Origin of the sequence: Maribellus mangrovi (assembly GCF_037646455.1) — a bacterium.
In the GTDB taxonomy this organism is placed as follows: domain Bacteria; phylum Bacteroidota; class Bacteroidia; order Bacteroidales; family Prolixibacteraceae; genus Draconibacterium; species Draconibacterium mangrovi_A.
Genome location: NZ_JBBIXN010000005.1, coordinates 296,524 through 316,860, shown reverse-complemented (window position 1 = coordinate 316,860; position 20,337 = coordinate 296,524). Strand labels below are relative to the sequence as shown.

The window sequence follows — 20,337 nt, the reverse complement described above, 5'->3', positions numbered from 1 at the left end:
TGTCAGCTTTTGTATTCTTCTGCCTAATTTTATCAGTTTTTAGAAGAAATTGGATACAAACAGCACAATTTGATTTTTTAATTGTTACAGTTTCGGCACATAAAATCAAGAAACAAGGGTAATTTAAAACATATAAAATATTTTGTTATGACAGAACAGATAAAAGCACTGAATCCAAGGGAGGTATGGGAAATATTTTCTGAACTAACCCAAATTCCACGTCCTTCAAATCATGAAGAGGAGATACAAAACTGGGCCGTTAATTTTGGCCGTAAACTTGGGTTGGAAACATTGAAAGATGAGGCCGGTAACGTGATCATCAAAAAGCCGGCAAGTCCGGGAATGGAATATCGTAAAACTGTTGTTCTGCAAGGGCACCTCGATATGGTCCCGCAGAAAAACAGCGATAAAAAACACGATTTTCAAACCGATCCGATCGAAGCCTTTATTGATGGTGACTGGGTTACAGCCAACGGAACGACATTGGGTGCGGATAATGGTATTGGCGTTTCGGCGGCTATGGCGGTTCTTGCATCGAAAACACTAACGCACGGACCAATCGAAGTGTTGCTTACTGCCACCGAAGAAACCGGAATGGATGGAGCCAATGGGCTAAAAGCAGGGATGCTGGATGCTGAAATCCTTATCAACACCGACTCGGAAGATGAGGGCGAACTTTATGTGGGTTGTGCCGGAGGAGAAGATGTAACCATCTCATTTGATTATAGCGAAGACGAAGTGCCGCTGGGATACACTGCTTTGAAACTTAGTGTAACTGGTTTGAAAGGTGGCCACTCGGGAATGGATATCATTCTTGGAAGGGGAAACTCTATTAAAACGTTTTTTAGGATCATTAATGTGTCAAAAGATCTGGGTGTTCGGCTGGCATCAATTGATGGAGGTAGCTTGCGAAATGCTATTCCCCGCGAGGCTTTTGGAGTTGTTGTAGTAGAAGAAGCCAGAGCAGCCGATTTTATTGGTATGGTTGATGAAATTGCCGATACGGTGAAAGCAGAACTTTCGGTTACAGAACCTGACCTGGTAATTAAAACAGAGGGTACTGAGTTGCCTGAAAAATTGATTGATGCAGCAACACAGGATAAACTGGTGAAAGCCGTGGTTGCCTGCCCAAATGGCGTGATACGCATGAGTGACAGCATGCCGGGATTGGTTGAAACCTCAACAAACATGGCTACGCTAAAATCGGATGCCGACAGTAAAACCATTGTGGGTGGCTTTCTGATGCGTAGTTCGGTTGATTCGGCCAAAGATGAACTTGGCTCACGAATTAAAGCAGTTTTCGAACTGGCAGGTGCTGAGGTTACTTTCTCAGGTGCTTATCCGGGCTGGAAACCAAATATGGATTCACCCATCCTGAAAACCATGCAAAATGTGTACGAAAATAAATGGGGAAAAATACCCGAAATAAAAGCCATTCATGCCGGTCTGGAATGTGGTATTCTGGCGCAAAATTATCCGCATTGGGACATGATCTCTTTTGGTCCGACCATCCGTTTCCCGCATTCGCCCGATGAAAAAGTGAACATTGAAACGGTTCAGAAATTCTGGGATTTTCTGGTGGCAACACTTGAGAATATTCCGGAAAAGTAAGATAATCAGCAAACTCGCATTCTAGTTAAATTAAAATTCCATTTGTCATCAGGCAGGTGGAATTTTTTATACCAGCAGGTTACCATGCTCGTCGATCTGTGCATATGGATTCCAGGCTATTTCCCAGGAATTATCGTCGGGATCCGCAAAATAAGCATCGTATCCACCCCAAAAAGTTTCCCGCGGTTCTACAAGCGATTTTCCGCCTTTCTCAATCACCCGACTGTATAGTGAATCAACTTCTTCTTTCGAATTGAGATTGATTGCCATGGTAACTCCCGAAAAACCCGTCCTCTCAGGTGAAAGCTGAGCATCTTCTGCAAGTTTGTCGAGCGGATACAAACCAAGTACAATTCCGGTTTGGTTATAAAAAGCTATATTCTCATCGCTCGATTCCGATGGTTTCCAGCCCAGTGCTTCAAGGTAAAACTTACATGAAAGTTTTAAGTTTTTTACACCCAGCGTAACAATGTGAAGTCGTGTTTGCATAACCAAATTTTTAGAATTAAAAATAAACAAAATTGGGACTTAAGCTGTTTTCAGGTTTTAACAAAATAAGATTAAAATCAACAGATTATGAAGAAAACAGTAATGCTTACCTTTTTACTGGCTTTTGTGATCATTGGTGCCTCAACACCTCAGGTATACGCTCAGGAAATTTTCGATAAAGTGACCATGCTTAATGGTGAAGAACACATCGGCAAAGTGACTGCCATGGATAACGAAACCATAAAATTTGTGCATAAAAACGAATCGCTTGAGTACACCTATCAAAAAGCCGACATCAACAAAATTCAGTTTTCGAGCGGTCGAATCGAGATTGTCAACAAAGTAATTGAAGGGAGTGGAGATGAATCCAATTTACAGGATCATCATAATGTGGTGGCTGTGCTGCCGTTTACGTATTTGAGCAGCAATGGGGCACACGACGAAGCCATGGAAAAAAAGGTACAGTCGGATTGCTATACGTTGCTAAGTAAATTTGCCGACCAGTTTAAGCTTCAGGATCCAACCACCACTGACGCCATATTAATTAAAAATGGGATAAATTCCAGCAATATCGATGGCTTTACACCCGCCGAGTTGTGCGACGTTGTGGGAGCCGAGTACATTGTTATGGGAACAGTGAGCGTGATGTACACAAGTACTACCAATTATTCAGGATCGAGCCAGACGAGCAAAAAAGATGACAAGAATAATACAAAGTACACTTCAACTTCTTCGAGTTCAACCGATAATTTCAAAACGCAGGTTGACATGAAAATGTACAGCGACCAGGGACAGAATATTTATGCCAATTCACATACCTCGTTTTGGCAAACCCAGGATGCATATACGCTGACTTTGCAATGGCTTATTAAGCGTTCGCCATTGTACCGCAAATAGTAAATTTTCATTGTAGCAAATATTAACCATGCCTTACAGGTATGGTTTTTTTGTGTTGTTTAGTAGCGAGGGATCATTCTAATGGTTTCGCCTTCGGTTGTGATGTAATGTCCCATCAGGTTAGCTGTCAGGCAGGAGTGAACAGGGATGATCTCGATAACATCACCCACGTTAATAAGCTTGAAATTGGCCGGTGTAAGTTTTATAATACCATGTTCCTGCGAAAGTTTCGACAGGTAATTGTTGTTGTCGAGCAATACCTTTTCTCCATCTATTTTTATGGCAATTCTTCCATAAAGTAGTTTACCGTCAGTATTCAGGATGGTATCTTTTGAGAAATGAATAGCTCCGCCATAGATCACTATTTCGTTGCGCGACACGTGTTTCGCCACAACCGGACACTGCATTTTTACAGCAATGTCACTCAGAGAACAAACACCAAGGCTATGCTGCATCAGGTCGTAAAAAACAAAATTCCCGGGGCGTATTTCATCTACACTGTCAAAATTCCCACAAATACTGGCAGATGGCGTATCGCCCATGCTGATCTCGACATTTGGATAGGCTTTTTTATACTGATTTTTTAAGGATTTCAATTTCAACAGAGCATCGAAATGGCGGCTGAAAATCTCGTTGGTCGATCGTGCCGTGTAAGTGTGCCCTGTATGAGTAAGAAAGCCTTTGAAGGTCAGTTTCTTATTTGTTTTAATAATGTTCAGGATGTTATCGATGGTCCCGGTTCGCGACGAAGGAATCCCGGTTCGATGGTACCCTGTATCGATTTTAAAATAAACACCGAGTCGACCTTTGGCTTTTTTTGCCAATGCTGTGGCAGTTTCTTTATTTTCGATCAAAACGTTGATCTTTGCTGATTGCGTCAGACGATTTATAACATCGATCTCGTGTATGTTTAATGATATGGCAATGGTCACATCTTTCCAGCCGTTAGTGATAAAATATTCTGCCATGCGTACCGAAGAAACGGTAATTGCTTCAACGCCAAAAAGCCTGAACCAGTCACCGATTTCTGCTGACTGGTGGGTTTTAAAGTGAGGGCGAAAACGCATATTGTGCTTTTTTGCTTTTTCTGCCATCCACTCGATGTTATGTAAACATATTTCTTTGTCAAGTACTAAAGTAGGCCTGATAATATCGTTCGTCTTCATTTAGTTGGTAAAGCGTTTTATTTTATTTGCAAGAGAATTCCGATTTTGCATCAACTGATGCGATATGCCTACTTTGTATATATGCGGGCTTATAAATCGTTTGTGTTCTTCGGGTAATAATTGTGCTCTTGTTTCCAGAAAGTCGTGTATTTCGGTTGGGTATTTCACTGGGAGTAATGATTTTCCGTGTTCCCAGGCTTTTACATAAAGGTATTCATATTTCATACCCTTAACCGTTGTGTTTTTTTCGGGGTATACGGGATGATACAGGAAATCGACTTCTATCGGATTTTCGTTGTTCAACAGTATGCCGTCGCGGTAAAATTTTTCTTCTTCGTCAAAATAGCGGATCACCTGTTTTTTCCCGGGGAGTGTTACTTTCTCTATATTCTCGGAAAATTTCATCCTCGATTCTCCATCGATTTCTGTGAGTTTATAGACGCCGTCGAGTGCAGCATTTTCTTTGCCAGTAATTAGTTCGGTTCCAATTCCAAATGCATCAATGGCAGCGTTCTGGTCTTGGAGCAAGGTTTTTATTACATGTTCGTTCAATTGATTCGAAGCTACTATTTTTACCGATTGCAGCTTGGCATTGTCAAGCATCTTTCGGGCTTTTTTACTCAAATAAGCCAGGTCTCCGCTATCGAGGCGAATAGCCTGCAGCCGCTGACCTTTTGCCTCCATTTCGCGGGCAATGGTAATGGCGTTTGGAATTCCCGATCGCAGTGTATCGTAGGTGTCAACCAGTAAAGTGGTGTTGGTAGGGTGAGTGTTGGCATAAGCACGAAAAGCATCCAATTCATTGTTGAAGCTCTGAATCCAGCTGTGAGCCATGGTTCCGCTAACCGGTATATCAAACATTTTTCCGGCCATTACATTCGATGTTGAACCGGCACCTCCTATACAAGCCGCCCTGCTGGCATGCAATGCTCCTAGTCCCTGCGCCCGACGTAGTCCAAAATCGGCAAATGGTTTTTTCCCTGAAACCAGCTTGATCCGAAATGCCTTGGTGGCAATCAGCGATTCGAAATTTAAAATATTCAATAACAAACTTTCAATGAGCTGGCATTCCACCATGTTCCCTTCAACACGCAAGATGGGTTCGTTGGGGAAAACCATCTCACCTTCGTTCATACTGTAAATGGTACCGCGAAAACGGAATTCACTCAAATACTTTAGAAAATCCCGGTCGAGCCCCTGCCCGGCTAGAAAATCAATGTCGGAATCGGAATATGAGAAATGCTCCAAAAGTTCCAGAAAATCGCGTAGTCCGGCAAAAACAGTAAATCCACCTTTATAAGGGTTGGTGCGAAAATAATAGTCGAAAGTAACTTGTTGGCGATGTTTTCCGCAGGAGTAATAGCCCTGCGCCATGGTCAGTTCGTAGAAATCGGTGTACAAGCCAAAATGTTGGTTGTTGAAAATCATACGCCACTCAATTGAATGGCATTAAATATAACTAAGATAAATCAGGAAATAAAACAAATGTAGGGTAGGACATCAAAAATTAGAGTAAATTTCTCAGAGAGGCAGAAATTAAAAAGTTCCGACTCTGGTCAGAATCAGAACTTTTATATGTTGGTTAAATATTATTCCTTTTCCAGAAGTATTGTTTGTTCACGGTTTGGCCCCACAGAAGCAACAGTGACCGGGATTCCCATTTCATCTTCAATGAAATTGATGTAATTGTTCAGTTCTTCCGGGAACTCGTTTTGGTTTTTGATTTTGGTCAAATCTGTTTTCCATCCGGGAAGTTCTACATAAACCGGTTTTACATCATCGTTCAGTTCAAATGGAAATTCTTCAACCACTTCACCATCAATTTCGTATCCTACACAAACTTTAATGATGTCGAAATCATCCAGTACATCGGCTTTCATCATAATAAGTTCTGTAACACCGTTTAGCATCACTGAATATTTCAGTGCAACCAGATCGAGCCAGCCACAACGGCGCGGACGCCCGGTGGTTGATCCGTATTCGTTTCCTGCATCCCGGAGTTTATCGCCTGTTTTGTCGAACAGTTCGGTGGGGAACGGTCCCATTCCAACGCGGGTACAATAGGCTTTAAAAATGCCAAAAACTTTACCAATGGTTTGTGGAGCAATGCCAAGACCGGTACAAGCACCTGCACAAATGGTGTTCGAACTGGTAACAAAAGGATACGAGCCAAAATCGATATCGAGTAAAGTTCCCTGCGCACCTTCGGCCAAAACCGATTTGCCATCTTTCAGGGCATTGTTTATCAGGTGTTCGCTGTCAACAATCTTGAACGATTTTAATAACTCAACGCCTTCGAACCAGTCTTTCTCGCATTCGTCAAGCATTTCGGTATAATCGAATTTAAAGAATTCGGTGAGCATCACCTTATGGTTATCAATGCGTTGTGCATATTTTTCGTCGAAATTATGCAGCAGGTCGCCAACGCGCAAGCCATCGCGGCCAATCTTGTCTTTATATGTTGGTCCGATACCTTTTAGGGTTGAACCAATTTTTGTTTTTCCTTTTTTCTGTTCCGATGCGGCGTCAAGAATGCGGTGTGTGGGAAGAATCATGTGCGCTTTTTTCGAAACGTACAGGTTCTTCGAAATGTCGATACCGATTTTGTGAAGCGATTCAATTTCTTTTTTGAAAACAACCGGGTCGATAACAACACCATTGCCGATCACATTCATTTTATTCTCGCGGAAAATTCCTGAAGGGATGGTGTGCAGAACGTGTTTAATCTCGTTAAATTCCAATGTGTGGCCTGCATTGGGTCCTCCCTGAAATCGTGAAATAACATCGTATTTCGGAGTAAATACATCAACAATTTTTCCTTTTCCTTCATCTCCCCACTGGAGACCCAACAGTACATCTACCTTCATTTGAATTTTGATTTTATTTTACATGCAAAACCGTGAAAATTAATCTGTAGCGATAAATTTTCACGGCTTTCTGTTTAAGCAGTTAAAAGTAGTAAATATTTCAATGCACAGGCATAAAAAAATCCTTCGCAATGGAAGGATCTTATCTTTTATTTAAAACATTCGCCTTATTTCGGTTTAATATTTTCCCCGTAAATATACAGGGTGTGGTGCGACAGTTTAAAGTTGTGCTTTCTGCAGGCATCTTCAATGATCTCTCTGATCCGGGGATCATAAAATTCAACCACATCTCCGTTTGTTAAATCGATAAGGTGATCGTGCTGAAGGCTTGCAAAAGCGCGCTCAAATTGTGCAATGTTTTTACCAAACTGGTGTTTAACAACCAGTTTGCAATCGAGCAGCAAATCAATGGTATTATATAAAGTGGCCCGACTCACCCGGTAATTGTTGTTCTTCATCGAAATGTACAGCGACTCGATGTCGAAGTGACCATCACGGCAGTAAATCTCATCGAGAATAGCAAACCTTTCCGGTGTTTTTCTGTGTCCGTTCCGTTCCAGATATTCGGTAAACATGTTCCTTACCGTTTCCCTGGTTTTCTGGTTATTCATAATTAAACCAATTTTAAATAGGACTCAAAAATATAAATTTTTTTGATTCTTTTAGAACGATTATAAATTATTCATTCAGGTTTTCTACGCGGGTGACGTTTTCAATTCCTTTAATGGTTTTCAGGCGAATGATCAGCTCTTTTAAATCTTCGGCATTGTGAATGTAAAGAAACAGGTCGCCGCTAAAAATACCGTCGTGAGTATCGAATTTTACTGACCGCATATTGATGTTGTGCCGTTTCGAGATCATATTGGTCACTTCGTTTACAATGCCCAGGCGGTCGAAACCTTCAAGATTGAGGCGGGTAAGGTACGACTGCCGTTTAAATTTACTCCACTCGGCTTTTATAATTTTATCGCCTTGATTGGCTAGGAATTTAGCTACTTCGGGGCAGCCGGTTTTATGAATGGTTACATGGTCTTCGGTGCTTAAATAGCCAACAACCGGATCGCCCGGAATAGGATTACAGCATTTGGCCAACGAAAAACTTACATTGTCCTGGGTTTCTTTAAGCAGAAAGGTTTTTTTCTTGTCGATTTTTTGAAGCGGTTCTTCCTCTTCCTGATTGTTATTCTTCTTCTCGCCACCGCCAAAGGTAATGTTCCAGTATTTAATCAGTTTGTTCTCCGATTTCTTACCAATTATTTCCTTAATGTTGTTCAGTTCGATGAGGCCCATACCAACTTCAGAATACAACTGGTCTTTGTTATTGAGGTTGTAATGGGCAGTTAGCTTTTTAAGGTTGTTTGAGCTGAGCAGCGCATTTGCTTTCTGAAAAGCCTCCTCGATGATCTCTTTCCCTTTTTCGATGTGTTTGCTTTTTTCGAGCTTGAAAGCATTTTTAATTTTTCCGCGAGCTTTGGCCGTTGATGAGAATTTTAGCCATTCGGGTTTTGGTACCTGGTTTTCAGAAGTTAGGATCTCCACTTGGTCGCCGTTTTGCAATTCATGGCTAAGCGGTACCAGTTTCAGGTTTATTTTTGCCCCGATGCATTTGTTCCCCAGATCGGTGTGGATATCGTATGCAAGATCGAGTACTGTGGATCCCTGTGGCAACGAAATCATATCACCTTTAGGCGTAAATACGTTGATTTCGGTCGCATAAAGGTTGAGCTTAAAATCATCCAAAAATTCAAAAGCATCTGAATCTTCACTTTGAAGAAGTTCGCGAATTTGCTCGATCCACGGATCCAGTTCATTTTCGAAGGTACGGATATCTTTGTAACGGTAGTGCGCAGCAAAACCGTGTTCGGCAATATCGTCCATCCTGTCGGTCCTGATTTGTACCTCAACCCAGTTACCACGAGGACCCATCACTGTAACGTGCAGCGATTCGTATCCATTTGCTTTTGGAGTGGTAATCCAGTCACGGATCCGGTCGGGTTTGGGTTTGTAGATATCGGTAACGATGGAAAGTACATCGAAACACTGTCGTTTTTCCGAAATCTTAGGATCGGATTTTATGATGATTCTGATGGCCAGAATGTCGTAGATTTCGTTGAAAGATACCGACTTCTTCTGCATTTTGTGCCAGATGGAATACGAAGATTTTAGACGGTGGGTCACCGTGCATTCGAATTCCTCGCCCTTTAATTTCTCAACAATGGGCTGAATAAATTCGTTGATCAGGTAATTTCGTTTTTGTTCCTGGTCGTGCAGCATCAATTGAATCTTGTCGTATTCTTCCGGGTGTTTGTGTTTAAAACTGAGTTCTTCAAGTTCGTTTTTAATAGCATGCAAGCCTAGGCGGTGTGCGAGCGGAACATAGAGGAACAAAGTTTCGCCGGCAATTTTTATTTTCTTCTGCGGAAGCATCGAGTCGAGCGTTTGCATGTTGTGCAGTCGGTCGGCAATTTTGATGAGAATCACGCGTACGTCGTCCGATAGCGTCATCAACATCTTCTTCAATGTTAAGGCATGCCTGGAATCAAAATCGCCCGAAAGTTTGGTCAATCCATCAACAATTCGGGCAACGCGTTCTCCAAACATATTTTCGATGTCGGAAAGCCGGTATTCAGTGTCTTCAACTACATCGTGTAGCAGCGCAGAAACAATGGATGTGGCTCCAAGACCAAGATCGACTGCAACAATTTTCGCCACGGCAATCGGGTGAATAATAAAAGGTTCGCCCGACTTTCGTTTTATCCCGTCGTGTGCCGCATTCGAAAAACGAAAAGCCTTTTCAATTCGTTCAAGCCGTCCTTCATCAAACTTCCCCTCCAAAACTTTTCGTAAGTCCTGGTAGCGGTCTTCAATGTGTCGTAATTCAGCTTGTGTAAAGTGTTGCACCTTCGCCGTATTAAATGTTGTTTTGCCTTTTAAGCCTCATATTTAATGAGGTTTTGAATATATAAATTCTTTCCAATTCCTGCATTCATGCCGGCGTCTATATCTCGTTTTTTATCGCCGATAAGTACCGAATATTTTGCATCAATATTATACTCCTTTATTGCCTGAACAATCATTCCCGGATTTGGTTTGCGGCAGTCGCATGGTCCGGTAATTTCCGGCAGGTGAGGACAGTGATATACTTTTTCGACAGGAATTCCCTTTTTTCGGAATTCTTCCTTCATCCATTCGGTAAGATGAAGGTAATCGTTTTCAGTGTATAAACCGCGTGCAATTCCCGATTGATTGGTAATGATAAAAATTAAATAGCCTTGGGTAACATATTTGCTGATCAGCTCAAAAATACCGGGAAGAAATTCAAAATCTTTTTTCTTGAAAACATATCCCTTGTCCACGTTGATGGTACCATCACGGTCGAGGAATAGTGCCTTTTGTTGGTGCTCAGTTTTCATCTCCGAATAACTCCTGCTCCACATTTTCGCACAAGATATGTCCGATCAATAAATGGATTTCCTGGATGCGGGGAACGCTTGTTGAAGGAACTTTGAGGCAGTAGTCGCTGAGATTAGCCAATTTACCACCTGTTTTGCCGGTTAAAGCAACAGTGACGATGCCCATTTCGTGCGCCGTTTTAAATGCCTCAACAATATTTGCCGACGTTCCCGAGGTAGATAGCCCAATCAAAATATCGCCTTTTTGACCAAAACCTTCAATGTAGCGCGAGTAGACTTTTGTAAAATTGTAGTCGTTGGCCACCGCCGTTACAAACGACGAGTTGACGTGACAAGCTTCGGCTGGAATGGGTTTTCGCTCTAAATTAAATTTCCCCGATAACTCTGCAGCCAGGTGTTGTGCTTCGGCCGAGCTACCTCCATTACCACAAAAAAGCGTTTTGCTTCCGTTTCGGTAGGCTTTTATCATCCTTTCGGAAACCTCGCCGATGAGTTTCAATATATCGGCATCATTCAGAATCCCGGCACTGAGGTTTGTCAATTCTTTAATCTGCTCCAAGGTTTTTGGCATTAACTGTCTGTTTTAATTTACTGACAACAAATTTATCAATCGGGAAAGTAATTTCATCTTCTTTTAGTGTATTTATTTTTGTCCACCTGAAACTTTGTGTTTGCCGGCCTCCAATTTCAAAATCGAAAGCTTCTTTTGAAATTTTAAATTTAAGTGGTTGTTTCAGGTCGACGAGATAGTACACACTGATTAGTTGAGTGTCTTCAAAGAACTGAGCCGGCTGATGGAAGTGGGTGGTATAAAAATGATGGATGTTTTCGATCTCCTGGTTGTTACACTCTTCCCTGAATTCCCTGATGAGTGCATCTACAATACCTTCGCCAAATTCAACACCACCACCCGGAAATTTGGTCATTTTAATATTCAACTCAAATTCATCTGAGATCAGAATCTCCAGTTTTTCGTTGATAACAAGACCGTAAACTCGAAGCAGGAACTTTCCTTTTTTATTCATCAGTTGTAATTTGTTTCTGGATGTACTCGATTATTTCTTTAGTATCGCCCGGTGAAAACCAGTGCATTTCCTCATCGCGCCTGAACCAGGTAATTTGTTTGCGGGCATACCGGCGCGAATTACGTTTGATCAGTTCGATGGCTTTTTCTTTGCTGATTTCTCCATCGAACCAGACGAACAGTTCGCGATAGCCGACTGTGTTCAAAGCAACGAGTTGCTTTTGAGGATATACTTTCCTGGCTTCTTCTATCAATCCTTCTTTAATCATCATGTCGACCCGCTTATTGATGCGTTGGTGCAACACATCGCGGTCGGTGTTCAATCCGATTTTTATGATATTAAAAGGTCTTTCTTTGTTCGGATTGGTTCGGAATGAGGAGTAGGGTTTTCCGGTCATCAAGCTGATCTCGAGGGCGTGAACGATTCGTGCCGGATTTTTCAGGTCGACTTTTTGATAATACTCGGGATCGAGTTTTTTTAATTGAAGACGCAAACTCTCCAATCCTTCCTGTTCAAGTTGATTTTTCAGGGTAGCCCGAATTTCAGGATCGGCATCGGGCATGCTGTCTATGCCTTTACATACGGCGTCGATATACAACATCGAACCGCCAACCAGAAACAAAATGTCGTGTTTTTGAAAAAGGTTTCCCAGCAATTCCAGTACTTCCGTTTCGTAGCGACTGGCGTTGTAATTTTCGGTGACCGAATGTGTTTGAATGAAATGGTGGCGAATGGCTTGCAATTCTTCTTTCGAAGGAACAGCTGTGCCAATGCTAAGTTCCTTAAATATCTGCCGCGAATCGCTAGAAACAATTTCCGAACGAAAATGACGGGCAAGCTGAATACTGATGGCTGTTTTCCCAATTCCGGTGGGGCCGGTAAGTACCACAAGCGTTTTCGGCATAAATTCAAGTGTTTGGCACAAAATAATGACAAAAAAAAGACTGTTCAAAATGAATCGAACAGTCTTGGAATTTCTTAAGATTAATTACCACTTGTCGTGCTGATGATCAAAAATCGTCCATCTCGCCAAAGATTTCAGTATAGTCATCGAGCTCGCCGAAATCCATGATGACTTCTTCATGGTTAAACTCTTGTTGTTCCTCTGAGGTAACATCTTCTCCGAGAACCTGAACAGGGGCATCACCTTGTTTGAGCGTGACTAATGGTTCATTAAGATTCTTTTCCATAATAATTCCAGTTAGTTCTATTAAAAAAGATCTGTCGTTCAAAAAATCGAAGGTATAAAGCAACTTTTGGCCCGCTTGCTGCAGCAAATCACTAAGTCTTGTTTTCTGCATAATGTAATAGGCCACTCCATTTATACCTAAATCAAGCATAGATATTTCAACCAGCTTTTTCCATCGCTTGTCGGAAACAAAAAACGATGCCAGTTGATGCGACTCAAAACCAACACTTTTCTGAATAATGGTATGGAAATCGAAAAATGAATGATTGTAGCCGAGAGCTACTTCCAGCCGGAAGTTTTGGGATTCTTGTGAAACGATTTGAAATGTAAAAATCATAACTTTCACTTTGAATGACCTCCAAATTTTACAGGAATTTTTACAAATTCCAAGAAACATTTTGTTCTATTGTTCGAAAAAATCTATCAGCCTGAAACTTTCTAGCGGTTAAATTTATCAATCATATTTTTTAAAAGGCTTGGTACAAAACCGTTTAAAACCGATTCTGACGAATCAGATTTTAATTGATTTTTGTCAGGATTTTGGAGTTTTTAAAAAATGTTAAAAAAAATTAAGTTGAATATTTTCTCGAACAATCGCACAATATGTTCAGAAGGTGGTTTCTTGAAATTAGTCCAAATTGTGACAAAAAGCTACGTAAGTCGCACTCCTCGAAGCATTTGTCTTTTCCCTGGCGGTCCGGGCAAACGTTCCATGCTAAAACCTGAGTTGATTAGTTGCCTTCGGATACTGCCTTTTGCACTATAAGTAACAAAAACTGCTCCTGTTCTACTGGCTTCAAAAATCCGGTCAAAAATTTCAGCTTGCCAAAGTTTAGGCTGTTTATCGGGCGCGAAAGCATCAAAATAAATCACATCGAATGGCTCCAGGTTTTTTAGCGAAAACGTAGTCAGGTCGGTTTCGATTTTATACAGCGTGAAAAATTCCGAGATTGTAACTTCTTTCCCCCAACTCGCAGCATGTAGTTGTTGAAACAGGTCGACAGCTTTTCCCGAAATTGTTTTTCCGTAATCGAGGCTTTTAATCTCATTGGAGCTAATTGGGTATTTTTCGATGCTGATAAACGTGGTGCTTCGTTTTTGTTCCTCAGCTTTCAGCGCTGTGACTAATGCGTTTAGGCCGGTGCCAAAGCCCACTTCAAAAACTACAGGAGAAGGAGAAGGATGATGAAAGTAACCTTGTTTTAAGAATACGTACTCCGATTCGGTTAAAGCCCCGTTCACCGAATGGTACTGCTCGTTCATCTCAGGAATAAAGAGTGTTTTTGATCCGTCTGCTGTTTGTATCACCTGTCGTTTCATTTCTTTATGCGGCACAATAAGTTTGAATTCACGCTTAAAAAAGTATTTTTGAGGGCAAAATTAGAAAATAATGCTGGTAAGGCTGTACGATGAAAATCCTAATCCCCGGGAAGTGCGAAAAATTGTTGATATTCTTCGGGAGGGTGGAGTGATCATTTATCCAACCGATACTGTTTATGGTTTGGGCTGCGATATTACCAACCAAAAAGCGGTGGAGAAGATTGCCCGTTGGAAAGGAATTAAAATCGAAAAGAACAAATTTTCGTTCATTTGCAGCGATTTTAGTCACCTTTCTCTGTACACCAAACCCATTTCAAATCCACTTTTCAAACTCATTAGAAAAAATTTACCGGGGCCTTTTACTTTTATTCTGGAGGCGAATAATAACGTACCCAAGTACTTTAAAGGCAAAAAGAAGACGGTTGGAATTCGTATCCCGGATAATAACATTATTCGTGAAATTGTCACCGAATTGGGGAATCCGATTCTTTCCTCATCGGTTCACGACGATGATGAAGTGCTGGAGTACACTGCCGATCCGGAATTGATTCATGAAAAATACCAGGATTTTGCCGATGTGGTAATCGATGGAGGTTATGGCGAGCTGATTCCGTCAACCATTGTTGATTGCTCAGGCGACCAGGTGACCGTTATTCGCGAAGGCAAGGGAATGTTGGTGTATTAATTATTCTTTCCAGAACGACGGCGAGAACAATACAAGCACCGTAAACAATTCCAGTCGGCCAAGCAACATCAGAAACGATAAGAACCATTTCCCGATGGGTTTGATGTGGTAAAAATTTTCGGCCGGACCAACACTGCCCAGTCCCGGCCCAATATTTCCAAGACTGGTGGCTACTGCTCCCATCGACGATTCCATGTCGGGTTCAATCAGCGTAAAAATGATGGTACTCACAAAAAAGATCACCATGTACAACATGAAAAATGCCAGGATATTGGTAACGATTTTGGAGTCGACTGAGTGCCGGTTGAATTTTACCGGAATAATGGCATGCGGGTGAATAAGCCTTTTTAATTCGTAATAACCGTTTTTGGCCAGCAGCACGATTCGCATAATTTTTATTCCTCCACCAGTTGAACCTGCCGAGCCGCCAAAAAAGAATAAGGCAAAGATCAGCATGGTTAATATCGGCTTCCAGAGCAGATAATCGGCTGTAGCGTAACCGGTTGTGGTTACAATGGAGACGACCTGGAAAAGTGAATCGCGAAATGCCTGTTCCCATCCAAGCTGGCTTGTAATCAGCAGTCCGGTGGTAATTAGTGCGGTAAAGCTGAGGATAATAACGACGTAATATCTGAATTCTTCATCTTTAAATACGTTGCTGAAACGTCCTTTTATAGCCAGGTAGGAAAGCGTAAAGTTCATACCCGCCAAAAACATGAAGAATGTAATAACATATTGAATAAATGGCGACGACCAATAAGCAATGCTGGCCTGTTTTGTAGAGAATCCGCCGGTGGCCATTGTCGTAAATGAATGACAAATGGCGTCGTAGAATGTCATTCCGCCAAGCCAGAGTAAAAGGGTTTCTGAAACGGTGAAGAGCATGTAAATCCCCCACAGTGTTTTTGCTGTTTGTTTTATTCTTGGGCTAATTTTATCTGGTGTGGGTCCCGGAACTTCGGCAATAAAAAGCTGCATACCACCAATCCCAAATACAGGGAGGATAGCCAGTGATAATACAATTATTCCCATTCCACCCAGCCACTGTGAAATGCTTCGCCAAAACAGAATGCCGTGCGGTAGTGCTTCAATGTCGTTCAAAACTGAAGAGCCGGTAGTGGTAAATCCCGAAATGGTTTCGAAAAAAGCATCGGTAAAATTTGGTATGGAGCCGCTGATCATGTATGGGAAACTTCCGAACAATGAAAATACGAGCCACACCATCGAAACGATGATAAATCCTTCGCGTTTGCCAATGTCTTTTTTGGCGTTCCTGGTGAGTGCGGTTATCAATCCGCCAGTTCCAAGGTTGATGCCGGCAGAAATTATAAAAGCCAAAACATCGTGTTCGTTGTAAATCAGTGCAACTGCCATGGCCAGCAACATCGCAATTCCTTCCACAAGCAGGAGTAATCCAAGTACTTTAAAAATGATCTTCAGATTCATCCTTTCGAGTGTTTTATTTGTTGCTGCTGATTATTCATAATTCCTTTGAAGAGGGCTTATTTGAAGAACTTCTCGATTTTTCTGATTCCTGCAGGAAGAGTGAAAACAACCACCTTGTCTCCCTCCTGGATGTGGGTGTATCCGTGTGCGATGTATCCCATGTTACCACGAATAATACCTCCGATCTTTGATTCGGCAGGGAAATCGAGATCCTTAACCGGTTTTTGGGTAATGCGCGCTCCCGGTTTGGCGATGAATTCAAAAACTTCAGCTTCAGAAGCCGTCAGGCATTTCACTTTCGAGATTTCTGCATTCAATGTGAAACGGTAAATGTAACTTGCTGCAATCAGCTTTTTATTGATAATGCTACCGATTCCCGTATTGTCGGCCAGTTTCATGTATGCCAGGTTTTCAACTTCGGCAACGGTACGTTTAACGCCCAGCGTTTTTGCCAGGTTACATCCAAGAATGTTTGTTTCCGAGTTGCCGGTGGTGGCTACAAAGGCATCCATTTTTTCAATACCTTCTTCCTTCAGCAGATCGAGATTTCTGCCGTCACCGTTTATCACGAGAACATGGCCAAATTTATCGGCAATCTGCTCGCATTTCTCACGGTCGTTCTCAATTACTTTTATCCGGTAGTGCTCACCAAGTTTTTCGCAGGCTTTTTGTGCAATCCGGCTACCACCCAAAAACATGATGTTCTTAACATCAAACTGTTTTTTCCCCATCAGGTCGAACACATTGTGTTGTTCTGCCGGAGTTGTAACCACAAAAACCACATCGCCGCTTTGTATCGAGTCGGTTCCGATTGGAATGATGGTTTCGTTGTTGCGCTTAATTGCTACCACCAACAAGTGCTGGTGTTCAACCGCCAGGTTTTCAAAACTCTGGTCGAGCACCGGGGCATTGTCGCGAACTTTTATTCCAAGCAGCAACAGTTTCCCGTTCGAGAATTCGATGCTTTGGCGCGTAACGGTTTGTTTTACCGAAGCCACAATTTCTTTGGCTGCAAGACTTTCCGGGTAAATCAATTCGTGAATACCCATGTTATTCAGTTTTGCCCGGTATTTTTCCTGCAAATATTCCTGATTATTGATGCGTGCTATGGTTCTGCCAACGCCCAGGTACGACGCCATGGCACAAGCCAGAACATTTCGTTCTTCAAAAGGTGTTACGGCAATAAACAAATCGGCTTTGGCGAGGTCTGTTTTTTTCAGGTCGCTAAATGAATGCGCCGATCCTACAATTGTCATAAGATCAACCTCGTTACTTATTCTTGATAGCCGTTCAGGAGAATCATCGAGCAAAACAATATCGTGATCTTCGTTCGATAACATTCTGGCCAGATGTGTTCCAACTTCGCCGGCACCGGCAATTACAACTTTCATAGTCTGCTGTCTTTGTATTCAAAAAAACGCAACAAAATAATGTATTAAGTTACAGAATCCAATATGAAAAATGCACTTTTAACCGGTGCGTTTCTGTAAATTTAACATTCTCAAAGTTTCGAAATAATAGCATACTCACCAATCATAAAAGAAATGGAAGTTATTTTTTGTTTAAATAAATCCCGTTATTCGTTAGTTTACTGCCTGTTTGGTTTTCCATTGCTGCTTGTAAGCTCCTTCGTAGCGCAAAAAATGAACGTTCGGATTGTTCGATTTTTTAGTGTAGGCATTACTGATCAAACTTGTAGAAGGAAATTCCGGCAGATCGGCCAATGTATTGCTTGCAGAAATGATAAAATCGGGATTAATAAATTTTGGCCTGTTGCTTTGGGAACAATCGATCCATATATTTTTATCCCCAAAGCGAATAAACTCTTTTTGAAGGAAGAGAAGTTCATCAGTATAATTTTCGTGAAATGTGTAGTATTCGGCAGTTGCAAGTCTTTGTCTTAGTTCGACATTATGAATTGCACGGAGAATAAAGTCTGTTGAATCGAGAGGCGCTTCCGAGATCACATAGTTTTTTGAGCCGCTTATGAGCTGGATAACCAAGTTTCGTGAGTTATTGTAAACAATTAATTCCGACTTATTTTGTTGCTGAAGTTTTAAGGTGAGATTCGATCCGGCGAGAATTATAAGTGCCGATAGCACAAACTTTATGTAGCGCATTCTTTTCTGCTCCATAAATAGAAAGGAAAAAAGAAGCACAGCAATCACACAATACAAAGCCATTTTTGTGAGGTTGATGTTTTGAACTGCAAAGGGCAGGTTCTCGATCCAGGCCAGAAAAATGTAAACAAATTTTACTGCCCAGCCGGTTACAACTGCCAACCACGTTGCCAGTATTGGAAACGCAGAAAAAATCAGCAGAGCCATACCAAGCGAGATAAGTACAATAACGGCAGGGATTACAAGCAGGTTGCTTAACCAAAAGTAAGTTGGGAACTGGTTGAAATAATAAGCACTGAGCGGAAAGGTGGCAATTTGTGCAGCAACAGAAACCGTCAAAAGTGTCCAAAAGAATTTGGCCACTTTGTTTTTTGCAGGCCACAATCCGTACAATTTGGGTTGCAAATAAACAATGCCAAAAACCGCAGTATACGACAGCTGGAATCCAACTTCAAAGAGATTGTTGGGATTAATTAGCAGTAAAAGCATTGCTGATGCTGTGAGCGTGTTGTAAATGTTGGTTCGGCGTTGAATGGCGCTTGCAATGCAAACCAGCGAAAACATAGCAGCTGCGCGCATTACTGAAGGAGACAGCCCCGTAATAAACGCATAGGCCCAAAGTGTTCCCACCGCAAGCAGAACATAAAGAATTTTGCCTCTTTTCTGATTTTTCAGAAACCCGAAAAACAAGGCAAAAATGCCAAAAATAATTCCAACGTGTAATCCCGAAACGGCCAGCACATGCATGGCACCTGCCGACGAAAATGTACGTTTTGTTTCTGGATCGAGGCCACGTTTATAGCCGAGTGTTAATGCCGAAAGAATTTCTGTTTCTTTGGTGCCCAGATGGTAACTTCGGTAGATTCTCAATAAGCGTTCGCGTACATTTTCGGCCACAGTTTTAAACGATTGTTTTTGTCGTGTGCTAAGTGTCCAGTCGCTTTTTGTAAGATAAACGCTCCGATAGATCTTTTTTCGCGACAGGTATTTCCGGTAATCAAACTCATAAGGATTGCCGTTGTTTTTTACCATTTCGGGGTTTCCCGAAAATAAAATAGTGTTGCCCGGTTTCAGATTCATAGCTGTCGAATCTTTTTCGAAATACACCAGTAACTTTTCATTGCATTGCCAAACTTTCTCCGAATCTTTAACGGCATTAAGCTGAACGAGCGATTTGTAAGAATTGGATTTTTCTTCAGGAACTTCCAGTATTGTTCCCCAAAACATGCCTTCATCGAAAAATCGAGGCGTGGAATTGTACACGTTAAAATACATGCTGCCTACCAGAATAAAAAGGAGAAATACCAGGCTGCCAAAAAAAGCTTCCAGATGAAAACGGTAGTTCCGGTTCAGAATAAGTAAACCCGCCAAAAGCAACATACTGACAATTAGCAGGACCGGTACTGGAACAATAATTTTTTCTGCAATAAGAAAACCCACTGCCACTGCAATGATAAGTCTTAACGAGGGTATGTTCTGAAAAAGGTTTTTCAAAGTTATGTTTGTTGGATTTAATCCTTCAAACGTGAAAAACCGTAAAGGGTTACTATTTTACGGGTATTTTAATACGGTAGTGCGGCTGCACTTTGCCTTTGGCAATGTTATTCAGCTTTCCTTTTAACAATCTTTTTTTGAGTGGCGTTAAGTAATCAATAAACAGAATGCCTTCCAGGTGATCGTACTCGTGTTGAATAACGCGGCCGGCAAAACCTTTGAACGTTTCTTCGTGTTCCACAAAGTTTTCGTCGAAATAACGAATGGTTACTTCATCGGGGCGTTCAACATCTTCACGTATTTCGGGCAAGCTCAGGCAGCCTTCGTTCATAATCCATTCTTCGCCGTCTGTATCCAGAATTTCGGGATTAATAAAAACCTTTTTGAAGTTTTCCAATTCGGGCTCTTCGTCGGCACCCGAACTGGCATCAACCAAAAATATACGAATGGACAAGCCCACCTGTGGTGCAGCCAAACCAACACCATCGGAATAATACATGGTCTCCCACATGTTTTCGATCACTTCGTTCAGGTTGGGGTAATCTTTGCTTATTTCTTTCGCTTTTTTGCGAAGCAAGGGATCTCCGTATACGGTAACCGGATATTTCATTTTCG

General features: G+C 41.7%; 19 protein-coding genes. 3 read left to right on the top strand and 16 right to left on the bottom strand.

The features are described from left to right. Positions 1–147: 147 nt before the first annotated feature. Complete coding sequence (locus WFY05_RS19145; RefSeq protein WP_340114532.1) at positions 148–1,611, top strand: aminoacyl-histidine dipeptidase; 1,464 nt, start codon at positions 148–150, stop codon at positions 1,609–1,611. Positions 1,612–1,677: 66 nt separating this feature from the next. On the opposite strand, the gene WFY05_RS19140 is transcribed toward WFY05_RS19145, so the two are convergent. Continuing rightward, complete coding sequence (locus tag WFY05_RS19140) at positions 1,678–2,100, bottom strand: VOC family protein (RefSeq protein ID WP_340114531.1); 423 nt, start codon at positions 2,098–2,100, stop codon at positions 1,678–1,680. An 87-nt stretch (positions 2,101–2,187) separates the two neighbouring features. On the opposite strand from WFY05_RS19140, the gene WFY05_RS19135 reads away from it, so the two are divergent. Then, positions 2,188–2,997, top strand: a complete 810-nt coding sequence (locus tag WFY05_RS19135) for a hypothetical protein (protein ID WP_340114530.1) — start codon at positions 2,188–2,190, stop codon at positions 2,995–2,997. 59 nt (positions 2,998–3,056) lie between these two features. Here the strand turns inward: WFY05_RS19135 and WFY05_RS19130 are convergent, their stop codons facing one another. From WFY05_RS19130 to mnmC2, 11 genes are all read right to left on the bottom strand, one after another. Further along, positions 3,057–4,163, bottom strand: coding sequence for an alanine racemase (locus WFY05_RS19130; protein WP_340114529.1), 1,107 nt, complete (start codon positions 4,161–4,163; stop codon positions 3,057–3,059). Continuing rightward, positions 4,164–5,591 carry a nicotinate phosphoribosyltransferase gene (locus tag WFY05_RS19125; protein WP_340114528.1) on the bottom strand — a complete coding sequence of 476 codons (1,428 nt, stop codon included), beginning with the start codon at positions 5,589–5,591 and terminating at the stop codon, positions 4,164–4,166. 161 nt (positions 5,592–5,752) lie between these two features. Further along, positions 5,753–7,030 carry an adenylosuccinate synthase gene (locus WFY05_RS19120; RefSeq protein WP_340114527.1) on the bottom strand — a complete coding sequence of 426 codons (1,278 nt, stop codon included), beginning with the start codon at positions 7,028–7,030 and terminating at the stop codon, positions 5,753–5,755. 167 nt (positions 7,031–7,197) lie between these two features. Continuing rightward, positions 7,198–7,641, bottom strand: a complete 444-nt coding sequence (locus tag WFY05_RS19115; RefSeq protein ID WP_340114526.1) for a Fur family transcriptional regulator — start codon at positions 7,639–7,641, stop codon at positions 7,198–7,200. A 67-nt stretch (positions 7,642–7,708) separates the two neighbouring features. After that, on the bottom strand, positions 7,709–9,931 hold the full coding sequence (locus WFY05_RS19110) for a RelA/SpoT family protein (RefSeq protein ID WP_340114525.1): 2,223 nt from the start codon (positions 9,929–9,931) through the stop codon (positions 7,709–7,711). A gap of 29 nt (positions 9,932–9,960) precedes the next feature. Next, positions 9,961–10,443, bottom strand: coding sequence for a D-glycero-alpha-D-manno-heptose-1,7-bisphosphate 7-phosphatase (locus WFY05_RS19105; protein ID WP_340114524.1), 483 nt, complete (start codon positions 10,441–10,443; stop codon positions 9,961–9,963). Then, positions 10,433–11,014, bottom strand: coding sequence for a D-sedoheptulose-7-phosphate isomerase (locus WFY05_RS19100; RefSeq protein ID WP_340114523.1), 582 nt, complete (start codon positions 11,012–11,014; stop codon positions 10,433–10,435). Before WFY05_RS19100 ends, WFY05_RS19105 begins: the two co-directional genes overlap by 11 nt. Further along, on the bottom strand, positions 10,989–11,468 hold the full coding sequence (locus WFY05_RS19095) for an NUDIX hydrolase (RefSeq protein WP_340114522.1): 480 nt from the start codon (positions 11,466–11,468) through the stop codon (positions 10,989–10,991). The genes WFY05_RS19100 and WFY05_RS19095 overlap by 26 nt, the downstream gene beginning before the upstream one ends. After that, entirely contained in the window at positions 11,461–12,372 is a 912-nt protein-coding gene (gene miaA / locus WFY05_RS19090; RefSeq protein ID WP_340114521.1) for a tRNA (adenosine(37)-N6)-dimethylallyltransferase MiaA, read from the bottom strand. The genes WFY05_RS19095 and miaA overlap by 8 nt, the downstream gene beginning before the upstream one ends. A gap of 106 nt (positions 12,373–12,478) precedes the next feature. Continuing rightward, the gene (locus tag WFY05_RS19085; RefSeq protein ID WP_340114520.1) at positions 12,479–12,994 is read right to left on the bottom strand and encodes an IS1096 element passenger TnpR family protein; all 516 of its coding nucleotides are present in this window, start codon (positions 12,992–12,994) and stop codon (positions 12,479–12,481) included. Between the two features lie 314 nt (positions 12,995–13,308). Next, positions 13,309–13,977 (bottom strand): tRNA (5-methylaminomethyl-2-thiouridine)(34)-methyltransferase MnmC2, encoded by a 669-nt coding sequence (mnmC2, locus tag WFY05_RS19080; protein ID WP_340114519.1) that lies wholly within the window; start codon positions 13,975–13,977, stop codon positions 13,309–13,311. A gap of 70 nt (positions 13,978–14,047) precedes the next feature. Here mnmC2 and WFY05_RS19075 point away from each other — a divergent pair, with 70 nt between their 5' ends. After that, positions 14,048–14,662, top strand: coding sequence for an L-threonylcarbamoyladenylate synthase (locus WFY05_RS19075; RefSeq protein ID WP_340114518.1), 615 nt, complete (start codon positions 14,048–14,050; stop codon positions 14,660–14,662). On the opposite strand, the gene WFY05_RS19070 is transcribed toward WFY05_RS19075, so the two are convergent. The 4 genes from WFY05_RS19070 to def form a co-directional block, all read right to left on the bottom strand. Beyond that, positions 14,663–16,108 (bottom strand): TrkH family potassium uptake protein, encoded by a 1,446-nt coding sequence (locus WFY05_RS19070; RefSeq protein ID WP_340114517.1) that lies wholly within the window; start codon positions 16,106–16,108, stop codon positions 14,663–14,665. Between the two features lie 56 nt (positions 16,109–16,164). Then, entirely contained in the window at positions 16,165–17,499 is a 1,335-nt protein-coding gene (gene trkA / locus WFY05_RS19065) for a Trk system potassium transporter TrkA (protein ID WP_340114516.1), read from the bottom strand. A gap of 192 nt (positions 17,500–17,691) precedes the next feature. After that, complete coding sequence (locus tag WFY05_RS19060) at positions 17,692–19,722, bottom strand: ComEC/Rec2 family competence protein (RefSeq protein ID WP_340114515.1); 2,031 nt, start codon at positions 19,720–19,722, stop codon at positions 17,692–17,694. Between the two features lie 52 nt (positions 19,723–19,774). After that, complete coding sequence (def, locus tag WFY05_RS19055; protein ID WP_340114514.1) at positions 19,775–20,332, bottom strand: peptide deformylase; 558 nt, start codon at positions 20,330–20,332, stop codon at positions 19,775–19,777. Positions 20,333–20,337: the final 5 nt, after the last annotated feature.